This is a genomic window from Mycetocola sp. Y171 (assembly GCF_056713165.1).
On record NZ_JBWYGX010000001.1, the window covers coordinates 1389184 to 1405210 of the forward strand.

A 16027-nucleotide genomic window follows, 5' to 3' on the forward strand; every position below is an offset into this window, starting at 1 on the left:
CTATGACTTCCCCGCTGATCCCCACCGTCGACGATCTCGCCGCGGATGCCGTCACGCACCACTACGAGGACATGATGGCCCCGCCTGGGCTCACCAACTTCCTCGGAACGGTGCGGGTCGACCACGACCTCACCGCGATCACCGCCGTCACGTTCCCTCCGGTGTCGCAGGGCCAGGCGGCCACGGCCGTGCTGTTCGTCGACGGCCGCGTGTTCGAGTCGTACGGGATCCCTGTCACACATGAATGGCAGCCGGACCGTGTGGTGCGCTCGGCGACGGTGAACGAGCTGTTCATCGAGACCGTGACGGTCTGCGTGCCCGGCGAGACCGCTGTCGCCATCGATGTGCGCGTGACGAACACCTCGGCATCGGCGCGCACAGTGCCGCTGACCCTCGCCCTCAACGCGCGGGTGACGCGCACCGGGTCTTCGTGGCTCGACGCGGAATCGCCCGCGGCGCAGAACACCGTCTCGACGGGCGAAGACCGGCTGCAGTTCACCGACGATGCGGAGTCGGCGTGGAGCATCCAGGGTGTGGACATCCACGCTGACGTGCGTCTGAGCGGTGTCGCGCCTGCAGCGGCCGAGGAGTTCGAGCCGGGCATCGGCGGGGCTGGTCGCGGTGGCGAGATCGCCGTCGTGCTCGAGATCCCGGCGGGCCAGACCCGCCGGTTCGGCTACGTCAACGCCGTCGCCAGGTCGAGGAACGCAGCCGTCGACACCTTCGAGCGTGTGCTGGCGGATGTTCCGGAGGCCGTGGCATCGTCGGAGACCTTCTGGAACCGCCAGCTGGAGGCGGCGTTCACTCCGGGGAACAGCGAGTTCTCCGGGCACCTTCCGCTGCTCGAGACGTCGAACGACGCCCTGCGCAAGCTGTACTGGTGGGGCGCGCTCGGCGTGATCTGGTTCCGGCGTGAGTTCGCCGGCAACGTCCTCGGCCGCAGCTACGACACGCTGATGCCGAACTACTGGGCCACGACGACGTTCATCTGGGACTTCAGCCTGAGCTCGATCAGCCACGCGCTGCTCGACCCGGCCCCGATGAAGAAGCAGCTGAACCACTGGATCGCCAGTGACATCCATTCGCATTTCGGCACCTCGTCGCTCACCGGCGGTCCTGTCGGTCGCTGGTACTCGGTCAATGACTACGCGATGACCCGCCTCGTGAACGACTACGTGCGCTTCACCGGCGATGCCGCGTTCCTCGACGAGACGCCGGCGGAGGCCGTCGGCGGCAGCGTGGCCGAGCACCTCCGCTCGTGGTCGACCGCGTGGGAGGACCTGCGCCAGGCATCCGACCTGGCCGACTACGGCGAGATCGACAACCTGCTCGAGTGCGTGAGCTCGTACACTCACGAGGTGGCGAGCCTCAATGCCGCGAACGTCTGGAACATGCGCACAGCGGCGGACATCGCGGCTTCCCGTGGCGACGACAGCGGCGCCGCCGTGCTGCGCGCCAAGGCCGACGCACTCCTCGGTTCGGTGCTCGACCTGTACCTCCCCGGCACCGGACACTTCGCGGCAGGGCAGCCGGACGGCACCCGCCTGCCGGTTCGGCACTGCTACGACTTCAACGTCGTCGGCACGACGATCGCCGCAGATCTGCCCGTCGAGACGCGGCAGGAGATGGTCGCGTTCTTCACCCGTGAGCTGCAGACGCCGTCATGGATGCGCGCCCTCTCGCCGTGGGACCCGGACGCCAGCTACAGCGTGCGCCCTGACCACCAGTGGAACGGCGCTTACCCGGCATGGCCGGCGGATGCCGCCCGCTCGCTGGTCGCGCTCGGTGCGCCAGGCGTGGCGCTCGACTGGCTGGAAGGGCTCGCCAGGTCGACCAACCAGGGGCCCACCGGCCAGGCACACTTCGTCGAGGAGGCCCAGCCGCTCATCAACGGTGGTGCCCGCAAGGCGCCGCCGCAGCTGCCGTACATCACCGACTGGTCGTGCTCGTCGTCCGGAGCGTGGGTGGCGCTCGTCATCGAGTCGCTGTTCGGTGTGAACCCGGCGATCGACGGTGCTGTCACCGCTCAGGGTTGCGTCGCTGCTCTCGATCCCGACGCCGTGCTCCGCAACCTCGCGCTGCCCGGTCGGCTCGTCGACGTGCGCGCTGACGGCACGGTCGTCGACACTGCCGCGGTCGACACAGGCGCGTGATCACCGTTCCACTTGACGGTGGCGGCCCGGTGGAGATCCGGGGCGCCATCGCAGTGGAGCGCACCGCCGACGGATGCCTTCCGCAGCGGTTGGGACGTGTGGCGCGCAGCCAGGTGCCCGACGACTTCATGCGGCAGACCTCGGCCGAGAGTGCGGGGATCAGGCTCGCATTCCGCAGCGCGGCATCCGTTCTCGAACTCGAGGTCACGGCGACGAAGATGGTGCCGGACGACAGCTCGCCCTTGCCGTCGAACACGTACGAGCTCGTCGCCGATGGCGTCGTCGTGCAGGCTCGGGAGGCGGTGGCCGGGAGCCGGTACGTCTTCTCGTTCGAGGAGCCTGTCGCGCGGGTGGTGCCTGGTCCGCGAACGGTGGTGCGGTTCGACGGGCTGGCCGGCGGCGAGAAGGAGTTCGAACTCTGGCTGCCGTACACCGACGCCGTTGAGCTGCACGCGTTGCGGACGGATGCCGAGATCCTGCCGCCTGCACCGGCGGCAGGCCTGCGCTGGCTGCATCACGGAAGCTCGATCAGCCATGGCTACCGGGCCGACACGACGCTGGGGACCTGGCCGGTCGTCGCTGCCCGGGCGGGCGGCGTCGAGCTGACGAGTCTCGCGTTCTCGGGCAGTGCGATGCTCGACCAGCTGACCGCGCGCACCATGCGCGATGCGCCTGCCGACCTGATCAGCCTCAAGATCGGCATCAACATCGTCAATGGTGATGTGATGCGGCTGCGGGCGTTCCGGACCGCGGTGCATGGCTTCCTCGACACGATCCGCGACGGGCATCCGTCTGTGCCTATGCTCGTCATCTCACCGATCTTCTGCGAGCCGGTCGAAGAGAGTGCGGGGCCCACGGTGCAGGATCCGACCCGGTCGTACGAGTGGAGCATCGCGGGAGGAACCCGCGACGACGTTGCCGCAGGCAAGTTGTCGCTCCAGGTGATCCGGGCGGAGCTCGCGGCGATCGTCACTGCCCGAGCCGTGACCGACCCCGCGCTTTACTACCTCGACGGGTTGTCGCTGTACGGCCCGGCCGATGCCGCGCTGATGCCCCTGCCGGACAATTTGCACCCCGGGCCTGACGTGCAGCGACTCATCGGCGAGCGGTTCGCCGCCGGTGCCCTGCGTGCGCTTGTGCGTCAGGTGGCATCCTGAGCGCGAGTCGCCACGACCTGCTCGCGCCGCGGACGAGTTGCCAAAATGTGCTGCTCGTGGGCACCTTGGACGACATTTTGTGGCAACTCGCGGGCAGCGTAGCAGCGGCGGCCCGGCCTCACACGTCGAGGACGTGCACCTCGACGCCGGCAGCACGGATGGCGTCGACGGCCGCAGCGTCCGCGGAACTGTCGGTCACGAGAAGATTCACCGCAGTGATCGGCGCGACCTCGGCGAGGGCGAGCCGTCCGAGCTTCGAACCGTCAGCCACCACGATCGTGTACTGCGCGTGGTGGATCATCGCGTTATTGGTGCGTGCCTCGGTCTCGTTGTGGGTCGTCACCCCTCCGGATGCCGAGATGCCGTCGGCTCCGAGAATGGCCGTTCCGACGTTCATCGCGTTGAAGGTGCGCTCGGCGATGACCCCGACGAGCTCGAGCGACTCGGCCCGAAGGGTACCCCCGGTCATCACGACGCTCAACTGGGGATACGTGGTGATCAGCCCGGCGATGGTCAGCGAGTTGGTGACGATCGTGAGTTCGCGGTGGTTGGACAGCGCGTGCGCGACCGCCGAGGTCGTCGAGCCGCCGCACAGGGCGACCGCGTGCCTTCCACCGTTCGGGATCAGCCCGGCGACATGTGCTGCAATGGCCCGCTTGGCGTCCTGGAACTTCGAGTCGCGCAGGGTGACGGGCAGTTCGGGGCGCGACTCGATGACCGCAGCCCCGCCATGCGTGCGAAGCAGGAGACGCTGCGTCTCGAGTTCAGCGAGATCACGCCGTGCGGTGGCTGCGGAGACGCCGAGGGAATCCGATAGCTCGCTCAGGCTGATCGTGCCGCGCTCGGAGACCAGGTCCAGGATCGCGAGCATCCGCTCCGACCGCTTTCCTGAAGCGGCCCGCAGCCGAGGGTGTCCCGTCGATGGCAGGTTCACAGCATCCTCCAGCGTGGTCGAACGACGATAAGCGATCAGTGTAGCTGATCACTTCACCCAATATTCGCTCAATCGGTTGCACGGTTCGCGCACTACCCTCAGACTCTCCCCATGCCTCGAATCGTCTTTCTCGGCGCGGGAAGCGTCGTCTTCACCCGCCAGCTGCTCAACGACCTGCTCCGTTTCGACGACCTGCCGACGCTCAACATCGTCTTGCATGACATCGACGCCGAACGATTGGCCGTGGCCGAAGGGACCGCCCGCCAGGTCGCCGAACGCCGCGGACGGGAACTCGACCTCGAAGCGACAGGGGATCGCCGGGCCGCACTCGCCGGCGCCGACTTCGTCGTGAACATGATCCAGGTGGGCGGCATCACCGGCACGAAGATCGACCTCGAGATCCCCGCGAGCCACGGTCTGCTCCAGACCATCGGCGACACGACCGGCGTCGGCGGTGTCTTCCGTGCCCTGCGAACGTTCCCCGTACTGAGCGGGATCGCCCGCGACATGCAAGACCTCTGCCCTGACGCGTGGTTCCTCAACTACACCAACCCCATGGCGATGAACGTGTGGTGGATGTCCGTCGTCGCCCCCGACATCAAGACGCTCGGCCTCTGCCACAGCGTGTACTGGACAGTGAACGACCTGTGCGATCTCGTCGGCGTTCCGCTCGAGGAGACCCACTACCGCGCCGCAGGCGTCAATCACCAGTCCTGGCTGTATGAGTGGTCGCACAACGGCGAAGACCTCTACCCGCGGCTCCGCGCCCTGATCGACTCCGACCCCGACCTGCAGCGCCGTGTGCGCGCCGAGATCTTCAGGCGGATCGGCTTCTACCCGACCGAGACGAGTGAGCACTCCTCCGAGTACCTGTCGTGGTTCCTGCGGGACCCGGCCCAGATCGAGAGATTCCGGATCGAGCCTCTCCAGTACATCGGAATCAGCGAGGACAACCTCGCCGAGTTCCACGCGGCGCGCGAAGCGCTGGATGCCGGTACCGACCTGGAACTCGATGAGGGCGCGGCCGAGTACGCACCGCAAGTGATCCACTCGATTCTCACCGGAACCGAGCGGGTCATCCACGCGAACGTGGTCAACACCGGTCTCATCGACAACCTGCCCGAAGGGGCCGTCGTCGAAGTGCCTGCTCTCGTGAACGCCGACGGCGTGCATCCGATCGCCGTCGGATCGATCGCCGAGCAGGGCGCCGCGCTCAACCGCACCTACCTCTCCGTGGCCGGTCTGACCGTCGAGGCCGCGAGGCGAGGCGAACCGGAACTGGCCAGGCAGGCGGTTCTTCTCGATCCCAATGCGTCTTCCACCCTCACCCCCGCTCAGATCTGGGCGCTGTGCGACGAACTCACTGCCGCACACTCCGCCTACCTGCCCGTCGCGCTTGGCGGGACTCTCGAGCAGGAGTCGACACCGGTGTAGCCCGGGTCTCTGGTCGAAGGCGCGGTCGGGATTCTCGGCCGCGCCTTCGGCATTCAAGGCGACGGATGCGACACCTCGCGTGACCGTCGAAACCTTCCTGTAACAATCGATCACTCCGATTGATTGACTCAGGCATTTTTCTTGTCAGATGAACATTTCTGCCCGAGACTGTCACACAACCCAACGACGGGTTGAGGTTCCTCCTCGCTCGATTGACCGCTTCTTCGACCATCGGAGTCCCATGACGATCACCCAGCTCGAGATCTCCAGTCAGCCCGCCATCTGGCGTGAGGCGCTCGACCGGGTGGACGAGGCGCGCGAGACGCTCGGGCGCCGGGGTGAGAACGTGCTCGTCATTGGCTGCGGAACCTCGGCCTACGTCGCGGAATCCTTCGCCCTGCTGCGCGAGCAGGCTGGCTGGGGACGGACGGATGCCGCATACGCGTCCGAGCCGCGGCCGTGGCGGGACTACGACGCGGTGATCGCCCTGACCAGGTCCGGCACCACCACAGAGGTACTCGACGCACTCCGTGAGATTCCGGCCGGCGTCACCCGCATCGCGGTCACCGGTGTTTCGGACTCCCCGGTCGCCGGCCTGGCCGACATCGTCCTCGGCCTCGATTTCGCCGACGAGGAATCGGTCGTCCAGACCCGGTTCCCCACCACGTTCCTTCTCCTCGCCAGGGCGGCACTCGGGTACGACGTCATCGGCATTCCCGAACAGGCCGACGCGGTGCTGAGCGCACCGCTCCCGGTCAGCATCGACCGCAAGAGCCACTTCGTCTACCTCGGCAGCGGATGGGTCCACGGGCTCGCCCAGGAAGCCGCACTCAAGATCCGCGAGGCAGCGCAGGCATGGTCTGAGTCCTACCCGACTCTCGACTTCCGTCACGGTCCACTCGCCGTCGCGAGCGAAGCATCCGTCGTCTGGATCTTCGGCGACTCCGACCCGGCACTCGTCAGGCAGATCGAAGCGACAGGAGCCACGGTCGTCACCTCGGTGTCAGACCCGCTCGTCGAACTCGTCCAGGCCCAGCGGCTCGCCGTTGCCGTGGCCGAATCGCGTGGCCTGAATCCAGACGCGCCCCGGCACCTGACCCGCTCGATCGTGCTCACCTGAGCCGACCTGCCCATCCACCACCCACCGCACCAGAAAACAGAGGACACCATGAGGATCGGACGCCACACCAGTACTGCCCGAAGAATCGGTCGCGTCTCCGCAGTGATCGGAACCGTCGCCGTTCTCGTCGGGGTGGCCGGCTGCAGCGGCACCCAGCAGGGCGCCACGACGCTCGACAAGGACGCCGACGTCACCATCACGATGTGGAGCGGACAGACCGACGACGCCCAGAAGATCCTGAAGAAGCTCGCAGACGAGTTCGAGAAGGACAATCCGAATGTGACCATCGACCTGTCGCCCGGGGCGTCGTCGACTGAGGACCTGCTCCAGAAGCTGTCCGCCGGTTTCGCCGGAGGCTCCTACCCCGACATCTCCTACGCATTCGGTTCCTGGGCCAGCCAGATCGAGCGGTCCAACCGCACCCTCGACATCACCGAACAGGTCGCCGAACCCGACGTGAAGTGGGACGAGTTCTCCGACGCCGCCCGCAAGACCGTCCAGCCGACGGGGGAGAAGACGATCGGCTTCCCCGCGATCGTCGACAACATCTCCCTCATCTACAACAAGACCGTGTTCGATGCCGCCGGCGTCGACTATCCGACTGACGAGTGGAGCTGGGACGACTTCCGCGAGGCGGCCGCCGAGCTGACGGATGCCTCGACGAACACCTACGGTTACGCCTACTCTGTCTCCGGATCCGAGGAGACGACCTGGCAGTTCTGGCCGCACCTCTGGCAGAACGGCGGGTCGATTCTCAGCGACGACGAGAAGACGGCTGCGTTCGCCTCTGACGCCGGTGTCGACGCCCTCACGTTCCTCCAGGGCATGGCGGTCGACGATAAGAGCGTCTACCTCGATCAGACCGACACCAAGTTCGCCCAGCTGTTCGCGACCGACCGCATCGCCATGATGACCTCGGGGCCGTGGCAGCTCTACGACCTCAACACCGCGGGAACCGACTACGGCGTCACGGTGCTCCCCGGCACCGACGGTGACCACACGACGGTGTCAGGTCCGGATATCTGGGCTCTGTTCGACCACAAGGACAAGAACCGCGAGTACTGGGCATACGAGTTCACGAAGTGGCTCACCTCTGCCGAGCAGGACGAGCGCTGGAACGTCGAGGTCGGCAACCTCCCGATCCGGTCGTCCTCAGCGGACTCCGAGGCGTTCGCAGCCCAGGTCGAGAACTACCCTGGCCTCGACATCATGGCCGCGAACAACGCGAACGCCACCCAGGCCCGCCCGACGGTCCCCGGCTATGTCGGTCTCTCGGAGGCGATCGCCAACGCCATCGCCGAAGTCCTCCAGGGTCAGGGCGAGCCGAAAGCAGCCCTTGAAGAAGCGGCCGAACGCGCCAACACGGCTCTGAGCGAAGAATAGTGACCGCTTCCTCGTCCACCAGAAGTGGCAGTCGCAGGCGTGCCGGGAAGACCGGCACGCCTGCCCTGACCTTCACGGTGCCGACCGCCCAGCGCGTCGAGGCACGCCGCAAGGCCGGGCTGCGGGGCGCCCGCGACGGGTGGGGATTCGTCGGACCCGCAACGCTGATCATCCTGGGTCTGTCCATCTTCCCCGCGGTGTGGGCTTTTATCCTCTCGCTGCAGAAGTGGGACGGCTTCAGCGACCCCGAGTTCGTCGGACTGGCGAACTACCAGCGGCTCGTGACCGACGACCAGTTCTTCGACGCGATCAGCCACACCGGGCTGTACACGATCCTCTTCGTGCCCATGTCGGTGCTCGGCGGGCTGTTTCTCGCGGTGGCGCTCAACAGGAACATCCGCATGATCGGGCTGTACCGCACCGCCATCTTCGTGCCGTTCGTGGCGTCGGCCGCCGCCACCGGCATCCTCTCCACCTACCTCTTCAACCCGCAGTACGGCCTGGTCAACAACGTGCTCAGGCTGCTCGGCCTTCCGCAGCAGGGCTGGCTCGAAGACCCGGACCAGGCGATGGTGGTCATCGCCATCATGTCGCTGTGGGGGCAGGCCGCGTTCACCACGGTGATCTACCTGGCGGCGCTCCAGGACATCCCCAGCGAACTGCTCGAAGCGGCTCGCATCGACGGCGCGAACCGCTGGCAGGGGTTCTGGCAGGTGGTGTGGCCGCAGCTCGCCCCTGTGACCGTGTTCGTCACCATCTGGCAGGTCATCGGCGCGATCCAGCTCTTCGACCTGGTGTACACGACCACGCGGGGTGGGCCGCTGGATGCGACGAAGACGATCGTCTACTTCCTCTGGGAGCGGGCGTTCCGTGGGCTCGAGTTCGGCTACGGATCGGCCGTCGCCTATGCCCTCTTCGCCATCACCCTCGCGATCACCCTTTTCGTCGTCGTGTATGCGCGTCGCCGCAACCTGGAGGCCTTCTGATGAGCACGTCCCTTTTGAAGACGGCCCCTCCGCTCACGACACCGTCGAAACGCCGAAGGGGATTCAGCGGCTGGCACTTCTTCCTGGCCCCGGCCGCCCTGCTGTTCCTGCTGCCGTTCGCGCAGATGTTCCTCGCCGCGCTGTCGCCGGCCGAGGAGCTGGTGAGCTTCCCGCCGCCGTTCATCCCGTCGCGGCTCACCCTCGACGGATTCGTCGGGCTGTTCGCCGACTCGAACATCCTGCTGTGGCTCGGCAACACCGTGATCGTCTCGAGCGTCGCGATCCTGTCGCACATCGTGCTGTGCTCGATGGCCGGCTACGGGTTCGCCCGGCTGAAGTTCGCGGGCCGCAACCTCGGCTTCTTCCTGATCATCGGCACGATCATGATCCCCACCCAGCTCCTGATGATCCCCACATACATCCTCTTCTCCCGGCTCGGCCTCATCGACGGCCTCGGAGCGGCGATCGTGCCGTGGCTGGCATCCGCGTTCGGCATCTTCCTGATGCGCCAGTTCTTCCTCTCGCTGCCGGCCGAACTCGAAGAGGCCGCGACGATCGACGGCTGCAGCAAATGGCAGGTGTTCTTCCGGGTCGTGCTGCCCCTCGCCAAGCCCGCGATCGCAACGCTCGCGATCTTCACTCTCCTGAGCTCGTGGAATGACCTCGTCTGGCCGCTGATCGCCATCAACAACGAAGCCGCCTTCACGCTGCAGCTGGGCATCGCCAACTTCCAGGGCACCCGCCGCACGCAGTGGGACCTGCTCATGGCGGGCAACGTCATCGCCACCCTGCCGCTCATCCTGTTCTTCCTCATCGCCCAGCGTCAGTTCATCGCGACGATGTCCTTCTCGGGACTGAAGGGGTGATCGTGGGCGAACGGATGCCGTCGGCCGGCCCGGATCCCGACGGCCTTGTCGACGTGCTCGTCGTCGGCGACGCCAACCCGGACCTCGTGCTCCGGGGTGACGTCGTCCCGCGGTTCGGGCAGGCCGAGCAACTGCTCGACGGCGCCGATCTCGTCATGGGCGGCAGTGCGACGATCGCCGCCTGCGGTCTGGCGCGGCTCGGGGTGACGACCGCGGTCGCTGCCGTGGTCGGTGACGATGTCTTCGGCCGGTTCACCGTCGGTCTTCTCCGCGACGCCGGACTCGACGTGTCCGCCGTGCGTCTGGACCCTGACACCCCGACCGGGCTGTCCGTCATCCTGTCCACCGGCGACGACCGGTCGATCCTCACCCTCCCCGGAACGATCCCCGCGCTCTCGGCTGCTGACGTCGACGAGGCGGTGAGGCGGCTCCGGCCGCGCCACGTGCATGTCGCCTCCTACTTCCTCCAGCCGGGTCTTGCCGCCGATCTCCCCGCGCTCCTGAACCGTGTCCGGGCGACCGGGGCATCCGTCAGCCTCGACACGAACTGGGACCCCGCCGAACGGTGGAGCGGACTGGTGGACGTGCTTCCGCTCGTGGACGTGCTGCTTCCCAACGCCGAGGAGGTGCTCTCGATCGCCGAAGCCCTGCCGGGCGGCCGACTCGAGCTCGGCACGATCGAGGACCGGGTCGCGCGAGCCGCCCAACGGATCGCCGCGCTGGGGCCCGTTGTGGTGGTCAAGGCGGGGAAGGCAGGGGGCCGTTCGTTCGCACCGGGCGGGCAGGCATCCGCAGCACCAGGACTCACCCTCGACGTCGTTGACACGACCGGCGCAGGCGACAGTTTCGACGCCGGTTATCTCGCCGCATGGATGGCAGGAGTGACGGCCGATGAAGAACGGATACGCTGGGCCGCGGTCGCCGGTTCGCTCTCGACGCGCGCAGCGGGCGGCACGGCCGCGCAGGCCACGCGGGCCGAACTCGATGCGCACCTCAGCGACACTGTCACCCGCGGCCCTGCGAGGTCCTGACCGGATGCCGCGACGACGGGAGACCCGATGGAACACGACGTTCGTTCGAGGCGCCATCGCCGCACCCGGGCGCGACGACCAGTCGCTGTCGTCACTCTCCTGGTGGTCGGTCTCATGACCGGGTGCGCGAGTCCGCCGCCTGAACCGCCTGCCCCTCCGGCGCCGAATGCCGACGGTCCGGCTTTCGGGTTCCTCGACGCGGGTGATGGACTCGAGATCCGCGAGGGCGACGACTGGAGCCTGCCGTCCTCCGCCCGCCCTGCCACGAACTCCGGGTTCTTCTCGGAGGAGGCATCCGCAGGCGACCACGTCTTCACCAGGTCGGTGGATGTGTCGTGGCGGCAGATTCAGCCACGTTCGGGCGACCTCGACAGGGGAGCGTCAGGCGAGGCGCAGGGAATGAGCTTCGATTCGCTCGACGACCAGCTGGCGAGTCCTGACCGGTTCTGGATGCGCATCTTCGCCAGTGGCGAGAGCTGGGCGCCGGAATGGGTCGCCGAGGAGTGCCGGGTGTCGACGTATGGCCCCGACTACGACGGCGAACGGCACCTGCCGATCTGGAACGAGTGCGTCTGGGGCCACCTCCTCGACACCTACCGACGGGTGTTCGTGGACGGAGGACTGGCTGCCGATCCGCGCCTCGCCTTCGTGTATGTGCCTGGGGCGTTCACCTGGGCCGAGTACGACTACGAGATGGTGACGGCCGCTGTCGACGCAGGCGACCTCGATCTCGAAACCTACCTCTCCTGGTACGACCACGCCTGGACCGACCTGGCCGACCTGTTCGGCGAGCACAAGAACAAGCTCGTCTTCACCGGTGAGGACTACCCGTTCGGCCCGTTCGGCGCCGACGACGACCTGCTCGCCGCACAGGCGGTCGAGGCGGGACTCGGCATCCGGACCGGTATCACCGAGCTGTCGAACTTCCACCTCAGCGAAGCGCCGGCGTACGGCTCCCACATCCTGCCGAACGGCCACCTGTCTCTCGACGACACCCTGCCTGTGCACGACGGCACCCGCATCGTCGCCACCGAGAACGAGTGCTACAACGACTGCGGCTACGAGACCGACGAGCCGTACTACGCCGTGCGGCAATCGAACCTCAAGGCTCTCCAGCTGCGCACCAACTGGATCTACGTCGTGCCCGGTCCATCGTATTTCGCCGAATACCCGGAGCACTGGGACTGGGTGCGGTTGTCGATGGGGGCGACCGCAGAGACATCGATGGATGCCTGGGCGGCATTACGGGACGCCGAAGACACCTACTGGGCTGGGAACGAGACCGGGCCGTTCGCGGACTCGGGCTCCTGGGACACGCGCCCGTGGGTGCGCAACCTGGAACGCTGGCTCGTGCAGGTCGACGAGCCGGGGTCTGAGGCGCACCGTTCAGACGCGGACGTGCACGCGGAGGTCCTCGAAGCCGACAACGGCACTGCACATGAAGGATTGACGACGGATGCCGCAGGCGGCGACACCGGGTTCGTGTTCGAACTGGATCCGCGGTTCGCTGCGGCATCCGGAGCGTGCGTCGTGAAGGTGACGTATCTCGACGCCGGCACCGGCGGGTTCACCGTCGACGTCGGGGACTGGTCGTCGCAGCCGGTCGAGCGCACGGGCGACGGCGAGTGGAAGACGGCGACCATCGCCGTCCCGCCCGGCGCACTCGGGGAGAGCCCGTCGTTCCGGATCTCGCTCGCACCGGGTGCCGACGACCTCACGGCCCGGTTCGTGCGGGTCGTGCGTTCCGAATGACCCGGTCGACTGAAGCGCCGCCACTGTCGGAACGGCTTCCGGTCATTCCGCTGGCCGCTCTGGCTGCGGCCGTGTTCGCCAGCGTGACCACGGAGTTCCTGCCGACCGCTGTGCTGACACCGATGGCGCGCGACCTGGAAGTCGACCCTGCCGCGCTGCCGCTCCTCGTCACCGTCTTCGCCGTAGCCGTCGTCGCGCTCACCCCACTGCTCGTGCGGCTGACCCTTCGAGTCGAGCGGCGCAGATTGCTTCTGATCGCTCTGGGGGTGATGGCCGCCGCCAACCTCGGTGCCGCCTTTGCGAACGGGATGCCGCTTATCGTCGTGGCACGGATCGTCGCGGGCGCAGCGCACGGACTGTTCTGGGCCGTGACCGGAAGCTATACCGCCCAGCTCGTGCCGGGCAATCGACTGGCGCAGGCCGTGGCGATCACCGGTGCCGGGGTGAGTGCGGCCTTCATTCTCGGGGTGCCCGCCGGCGCCGCGCTTTCCGGCGCGTTCGGCTGGCGGATGCCGTTCGTCGTCGTCGCGGTTGCGTTGGTGGTCGCCGTCGTCCTGCTCCGGGTGGTGCTTCCGGAGGCCCCGGCCGGCCACAGGCAGTCCACCGGGCGGAGACGGCACGATCGGGACCCGTCGATAGTGCGAGTTCTCGCTCTCTGCGGAATCGTGGTTCTCGTGATGGGATCGCAGTATGCGCTGTTCTCGCTGGTGAGCCCATACCTTCTGGATGTCGTCGGGCTTTCCGCTGCGGCCCTGCCGGTCGTGCTCGTCGTCTACGGGGTGCTCGGGATTGTCGGGCTCGTCGGCGCAGGGTGGGCGGGTACGCGGTGGCCGCGGACAACTCCGATCGTGCTCGTCGCCGGACTGGCGGCCGGCGTTCTCCTGCTCGCCCTGGCCGCGGGAAGGCCCGCGCTTGGTGTAGTCGGAGTCGCCGTATGGGGGATCGCGTTTGGCGGAGTGCCCGCGATCCTGCAGTTCTCGGTGCTCGCCGCGGCATCCCCGGACCTTCGCCCGCGGGCATCCGCCTGGCTGACCAGCACGTTCAATGCGGCGATCGGGGGAGGAGCGCTCGCCGGTGCCGCGCTCGCATCGACCGCCGGGCTCGGCCCGCTGGCGTGGGCTGCGCTTCCCGGTCTTGCGCTCGCCGTGGTCGGGTTGGTGCTGCTCGCGCGGCCCGCAGGCGAGTGACGGAGACGGCCCCCCCATCTGCTGAGGCGCTCAACCCTTCACTGCACCACCCAGCCCGGCGCCACTCAGGAACATCCGCTGGAAGACCACGAACAACGCGATCGGGATGAGCGTCGAGATTGCGAGGGCCGCGAGGTACACGTCGAGCTCGATCGTCTGCTGCAGCGCCGGCAATCGCACGGACAACGGCTGCATCTTCGGATCAGTGAGCACGAGCATGGGCCAGAGGTAGTCCTTCCACGCCGCGATGATCGCGAACACCGAAACGACACCGAGGATCGGCTTCGACATCGGCAGCACGATCGACCAGAATAGCCGGAAGGACCCGGCGCCGTCGGTTCGTGCGGCCTCGAAGACCTCGCGCGGCAGGCCGTCGAAGAATCGTTTGACGAGCAACACGTTGAACGCGCTTGCACCTGCCGGGAGCCAGACGGCCCAGAACGTGTTGATCATCGACGAACCGATCAGGGGCGGGTTGACGATCGTGAGATAGAGCGGGACGAGGAGAACGACTGCCGGCACGAAGAGCGTGGCGAGGACGAGACCGTTGAGGACGGGCGCGTACGAGGGCCGCAGAACCGAAAGAGCGTATCCGGCTGTCGTCGCCACCACGATCTGCACGGCCCACGAGCCGGCCGCGACGAAGATCGTGTTCATGAACTGCACGTCGAGGTGGATCGTGGTCCACGCCGTCGCCAGGTTCGCCCAGTCGATCCCGCTTGGGAAGAGCGCCATCGGAGTGCGGAGGGTGTCCTGTGTCGACGTGACGGCCGCTTTCATCAGCCACAACAGGGGGCCGAGCCCGACGATAACGAGCAGCACGAGCGTCAGGATCTGCAGCCCGGTCAGCGAACGGCGTACCCCACGTCGACGCCAGTCAGCGGCCGAGACGATTCCGCGGTCGGGCTGGTCAGGTTCGCGCTTGCCCCTTTTCGCCGTCACCACCTCAAGGTCGTCGGTCGTGATCGGCGAGTCCGGGGTCGTGGCCTCCGGCATGGCATCCGTTACCGTGGTCAATTCTCGCTCCAGGATCTGGTGAGTCGGAAGTACAGGAGTGACAGCCCGGCGAGGAAGAGCGCGAGCATGACGCTCAGCGCGGTGGCGGCTCCGTAGTCGCCGCCCAGGCTGTTCTGGAAGGCGTACTTATAGATGAGCAGGAGCACGGTCATCGTGGCATTGGCCGGGCCGCCGCCGGTGAACAGGAACGGTTCGAGGAACACCTGGGCTGTGCCGATGATCTGCAGGATGAACGTGATCAGCAGGATCGGACGCAGTTGGGGCAGGGTGACGAACCAGATCTTTTGCCAGATCGATGCCCCATCGAGTTCGGCTGCGTCGTACAGGTCCGGCGACACGCTCGTCAGAGCGGCCAGGTAGATGATCACGGTGCCGCCCGCAGCAGCCCAGGTGGCCTCGAGGACGAGTGAGGGCATAGCCGTGGCAGCGGTCTGCAACCAGGGCCACGGGCCGATGCCGACCCAGCCGAGGATCGTGTTGAACACTCCGTTCGGCCCGGCGTCGTAGAAGAACTTCCAGAGCAGGACCGCGACGACGGGCGGAACGACGACCGGGAGATAGGCGAGGGCGCTGAACAGCCCCTTCGCACGGCGCACCTCGCTCATGATCACGGCGAGAACGAGGGGCAGCGGATAGCCGAAGATGAGCGCAAGGAAGGCGAAGTACGCCGTGTTGAGCAGCGCTTGCGCGAGCTGTGGATCGGCGAGCACGCGCGCGAAATTGTCCAAGCCGACGAACGTCGCCGGCGTGACGAGGTTGGTCTTCTGGACGCTCATCACGATCGCCTCGACGATGGGCTTCCACGAGAACACCCCGAAGATGAGCAGCATCGGGAGCAGGAAGACGAGAGTGGATGCACCGCCGCCCCGAACCCAGGTCAGTGGTGTGCGCCGTCGGCGCCTCGCTCGAACAGTCGTGGTCATGGGAGTTCCCTGGTTGTCTTTCCGGAGGGTCGAGCGTGGCTGCCCGGCGGGGGGCAGCGCCGGGCAGCCATGCTCAGATCAGGT

General features: G+C 67.2%; 13 protein-coding genes. 10 read left to right on the forward strand and 3 right to left on the reverse strand.

Annotation, left to right across the window (positions count from 1 at the left end; all coding sequences use genetic code 11):
• Window positions 1-2: 2 nt before the first annotated feature.
• Complete coding sequence (locus AC1M2K_RS06665; RefSeq protein WP_480240336.1) at window positions 3-2153, forward strand: glucosidase family protein; 2151 nt, start codon at window positions 3-5, stop codon at window positions 2151-2153.
• Window positions 2150-3310: an SGNH/GDSL hydrolase family protein gene (locus AC1M2K_RS06670; protein ID WP_480240337.1), complete on the forward strand. Its 1161-nt coding sequence runs from the start codon at window positions 2150-2152 to the stop codon at window positions 3308-3310. The genes AC1M2K_RS06665 and AC1M2K_RS06670 overlap by 4 nt, the downstream gene beginning before the upstream one ends.
• A 118-nt stretch (window positions 3311-3428) precedes the next feature.
• Here the strand turns inward: AC1M2K_RS06670 and AC1M2K_RS06675 are convergent, their stop codons facing one another.
• A complete protein-coding gene (locus AC1M2K_RS06675; RefSeq protein WP_480240338.1) occupies window positions 3429-4244 on the reverse strand; it encodes a DeoR/GlpR family DNA-binding transcription regulator in 816 nt (271 codons plus the stop codon).
• Between the two features lie 111 nt (window positions 4245-4355).
• Here AC1M2K_RS06675 and melA point away from each other — a divergent pair, with 111 nt between their 5' ends.
• The 8 genes from melA (at window position 4356) to AC1M2K_RS06715 (ending at window position 14003) form a co-directional block, all read left to right on the forward strand.
• Window positions 4356-5678, forward strand: coding sequence for an alpha-galactosidase (gene melA / locus AC1M2K_RS06680; RefSeq protein ID WP_480240339.1), 1323 nt, complete (start codon window positions 4356-4358; stop codon window positions 5676-5678).
• Window positions 5679-5919: 241 nt separating this feature from the next.
• Entirely contained in the window at window positions 5920-6798 is an 879-nt protein-coding gene (locus AC1M2K_RS06685; RefSeq protein ID WP_480240340.1) for an SIS domain-containing protein, read from the forward strand.
• A 102-nt stretch (window positions 6799-6900) separates the two neighbouring features.
• Entirely contained in the window at window positions 6901-8181 is a 1281-nt protein-coding gene (locus AC1M2K_RS06690) for an ABC transporter substrate-binding protein (RefSeq protein ID WP_480240341.1), read from the forward strand.
• The gene (locus tag AC1M2K_RS06695; RefSeq protein WP_480240342.1) at window positions 8181-9167 is read left to right on the forward strand and encodes a carbohydrate ABC transporter permease; all 987 of its coding nucleotides are present in this window, start codon (window positions 8181-8183) and stop codon (window positions 9165-9167) included. Before AC1M2K_RS06690 ends, AC1M2K_RS06695 begins: the two co-directional genes overlap by 1 nt.
• Window positions 9167-10033 carry a carbohydrate ABC transporter permease gene (locus AC1M2K_RS06700; protein ID WP_480240343.1) on the forward strand — a complete coding sequence of 289 codons (867 nt, stop codon included), beginning with the start codon at window positions 9167-9169 and terminating at the stop codon, window positions 10031-10033. Before AC1M2K_RS06695 ends, AC1M2K_RS06700 begins: the two co-directional genes overlap by 1 nt.
• 2 nt (window positions 10034-10035) lie before the next feature.
• The gene (locus AC1M2K_RS06705) at window positions 10036-11064 is read left to right on the forward strand and encodes a carbohydrate kinase family protein (RefSeq protein ID WP_480240344.1); all 1029 of its coding nucleotides are present in this window, start codon (window positions 10036-10038) and stop codon (window positions 11062-11064) included.
• A gap of 114 nt (window positions 11065-11178) precedes the next feature.
• Window positions 11179-12816, forward strand: coding sequence for a hypothetical protein (locus AC1M2K_RS06710; RefSeq protein WP_480240345.1), 1638 nt, complete (start codon window positions 11179-11181; stop codon window positions 12814-12816).
• Complete coding sequence (locus tag AC1M2K_RS06715; protein ID WP_480240346.1) at window positions 12813-14003, forward strand: MFS transporter; 1191 nt, start codon at window positions 12813-12815, stop codon at window positions 14001-14003. Before AC1M2K_RS06710 ends, AC1M2K_RS06715 begins: the two co-directional genes overlap by 4 nt.
• A 30-nt stretch (window positions 14004-14033) precedes the next feature.
• On the opposite strand, the gene AC1M2K_RS06720 is transcribed toward AC1M2K_RS06715, so the two are convergent.
• Both AC1M2K_RS06720 and AC1M2K_RS06725 read right to left on the reverse strand, forming a co-directional pair.
• Entirely contained in the window at window positions 14034-15020 is a 987-nt protein-coding gene (locus AC1M2K_RS06720; protein WP_480240347.1) for a carbohydrate ABC transporter permease, read from the reverse strand.
• Window positions 15017-15943 carry a carbohydrate ABC transporter permease gene (locus AC1M2K_RS06725; RefSeq protein ID WP_480240348.1) on the reverse strand — a complete coding sequence of 309 codons (927 nt, stop codon included), beginning with the start codon at window positions 15941-15943 and terminating at the stop codon, window positions 15017-15019. Before AC1M2K_RS06725 ends, AC1M2K_RS06720 begins: the two co-directional genes overlap by 4 nt.
• Window positions 15944-16027 lie beyond the last annotated feature (84 nt).

Excerpts from the sequence above, each read along its gene's own strand:
- AC1M2K_RS06710 (WP_480240345.1), top strand. The coding sequence starts at position 11,179 with ATGACCGGGTGCGCGAGTCCGCCGCCTGAACCGCCTGCCCCTCCGGCG.
- melA (WP_480240339.1), top strand. The coding sequence starts at position 4,356 with ATGCCTCGAATCGTCTTTCTCGGCGCGGGAAGCGTCGTCTTCACCCGC.
- AC1M2K_RS06700 (WP_480240343.1), top strand. The coding sequence starts at position 9,167 with ATGAGCACGTCCCTTTTGAAGACGGCCCCTCCGCTCACGACACCGTCG.
- AC1M2K_RS06715 (WP_480240346.1), top strand. The coding sequence starts at position 12,813 with ATGACCCGGTCGACTGAAGCGCCGCCACTGTCGGAACGGCTTCCGGTC.
- AC1M2K_RS06665 (WP_480240336.1), top strand. The coding sequence starts at position 3 with ATGACTTCCCCGCTGATCCCCACCGTCGACGATCTCGCCGCGGATGCC.
- AC1M2K_RS06685 (WP_480240340.1), top strand. The coding sequence starts at position 5,920 with ATGACGATCACCCAGCTCGAGATCTCCAGTCAGCCCGCCATCTGGCGT.
- AC1M2K_RS06725 (WP_480240348.1), bottom strand. The coding sequence starts at position 15,943 with ATGACCACGACTGTTCGAGCGAGGCGCCGACGGCGCACACCACTGACC.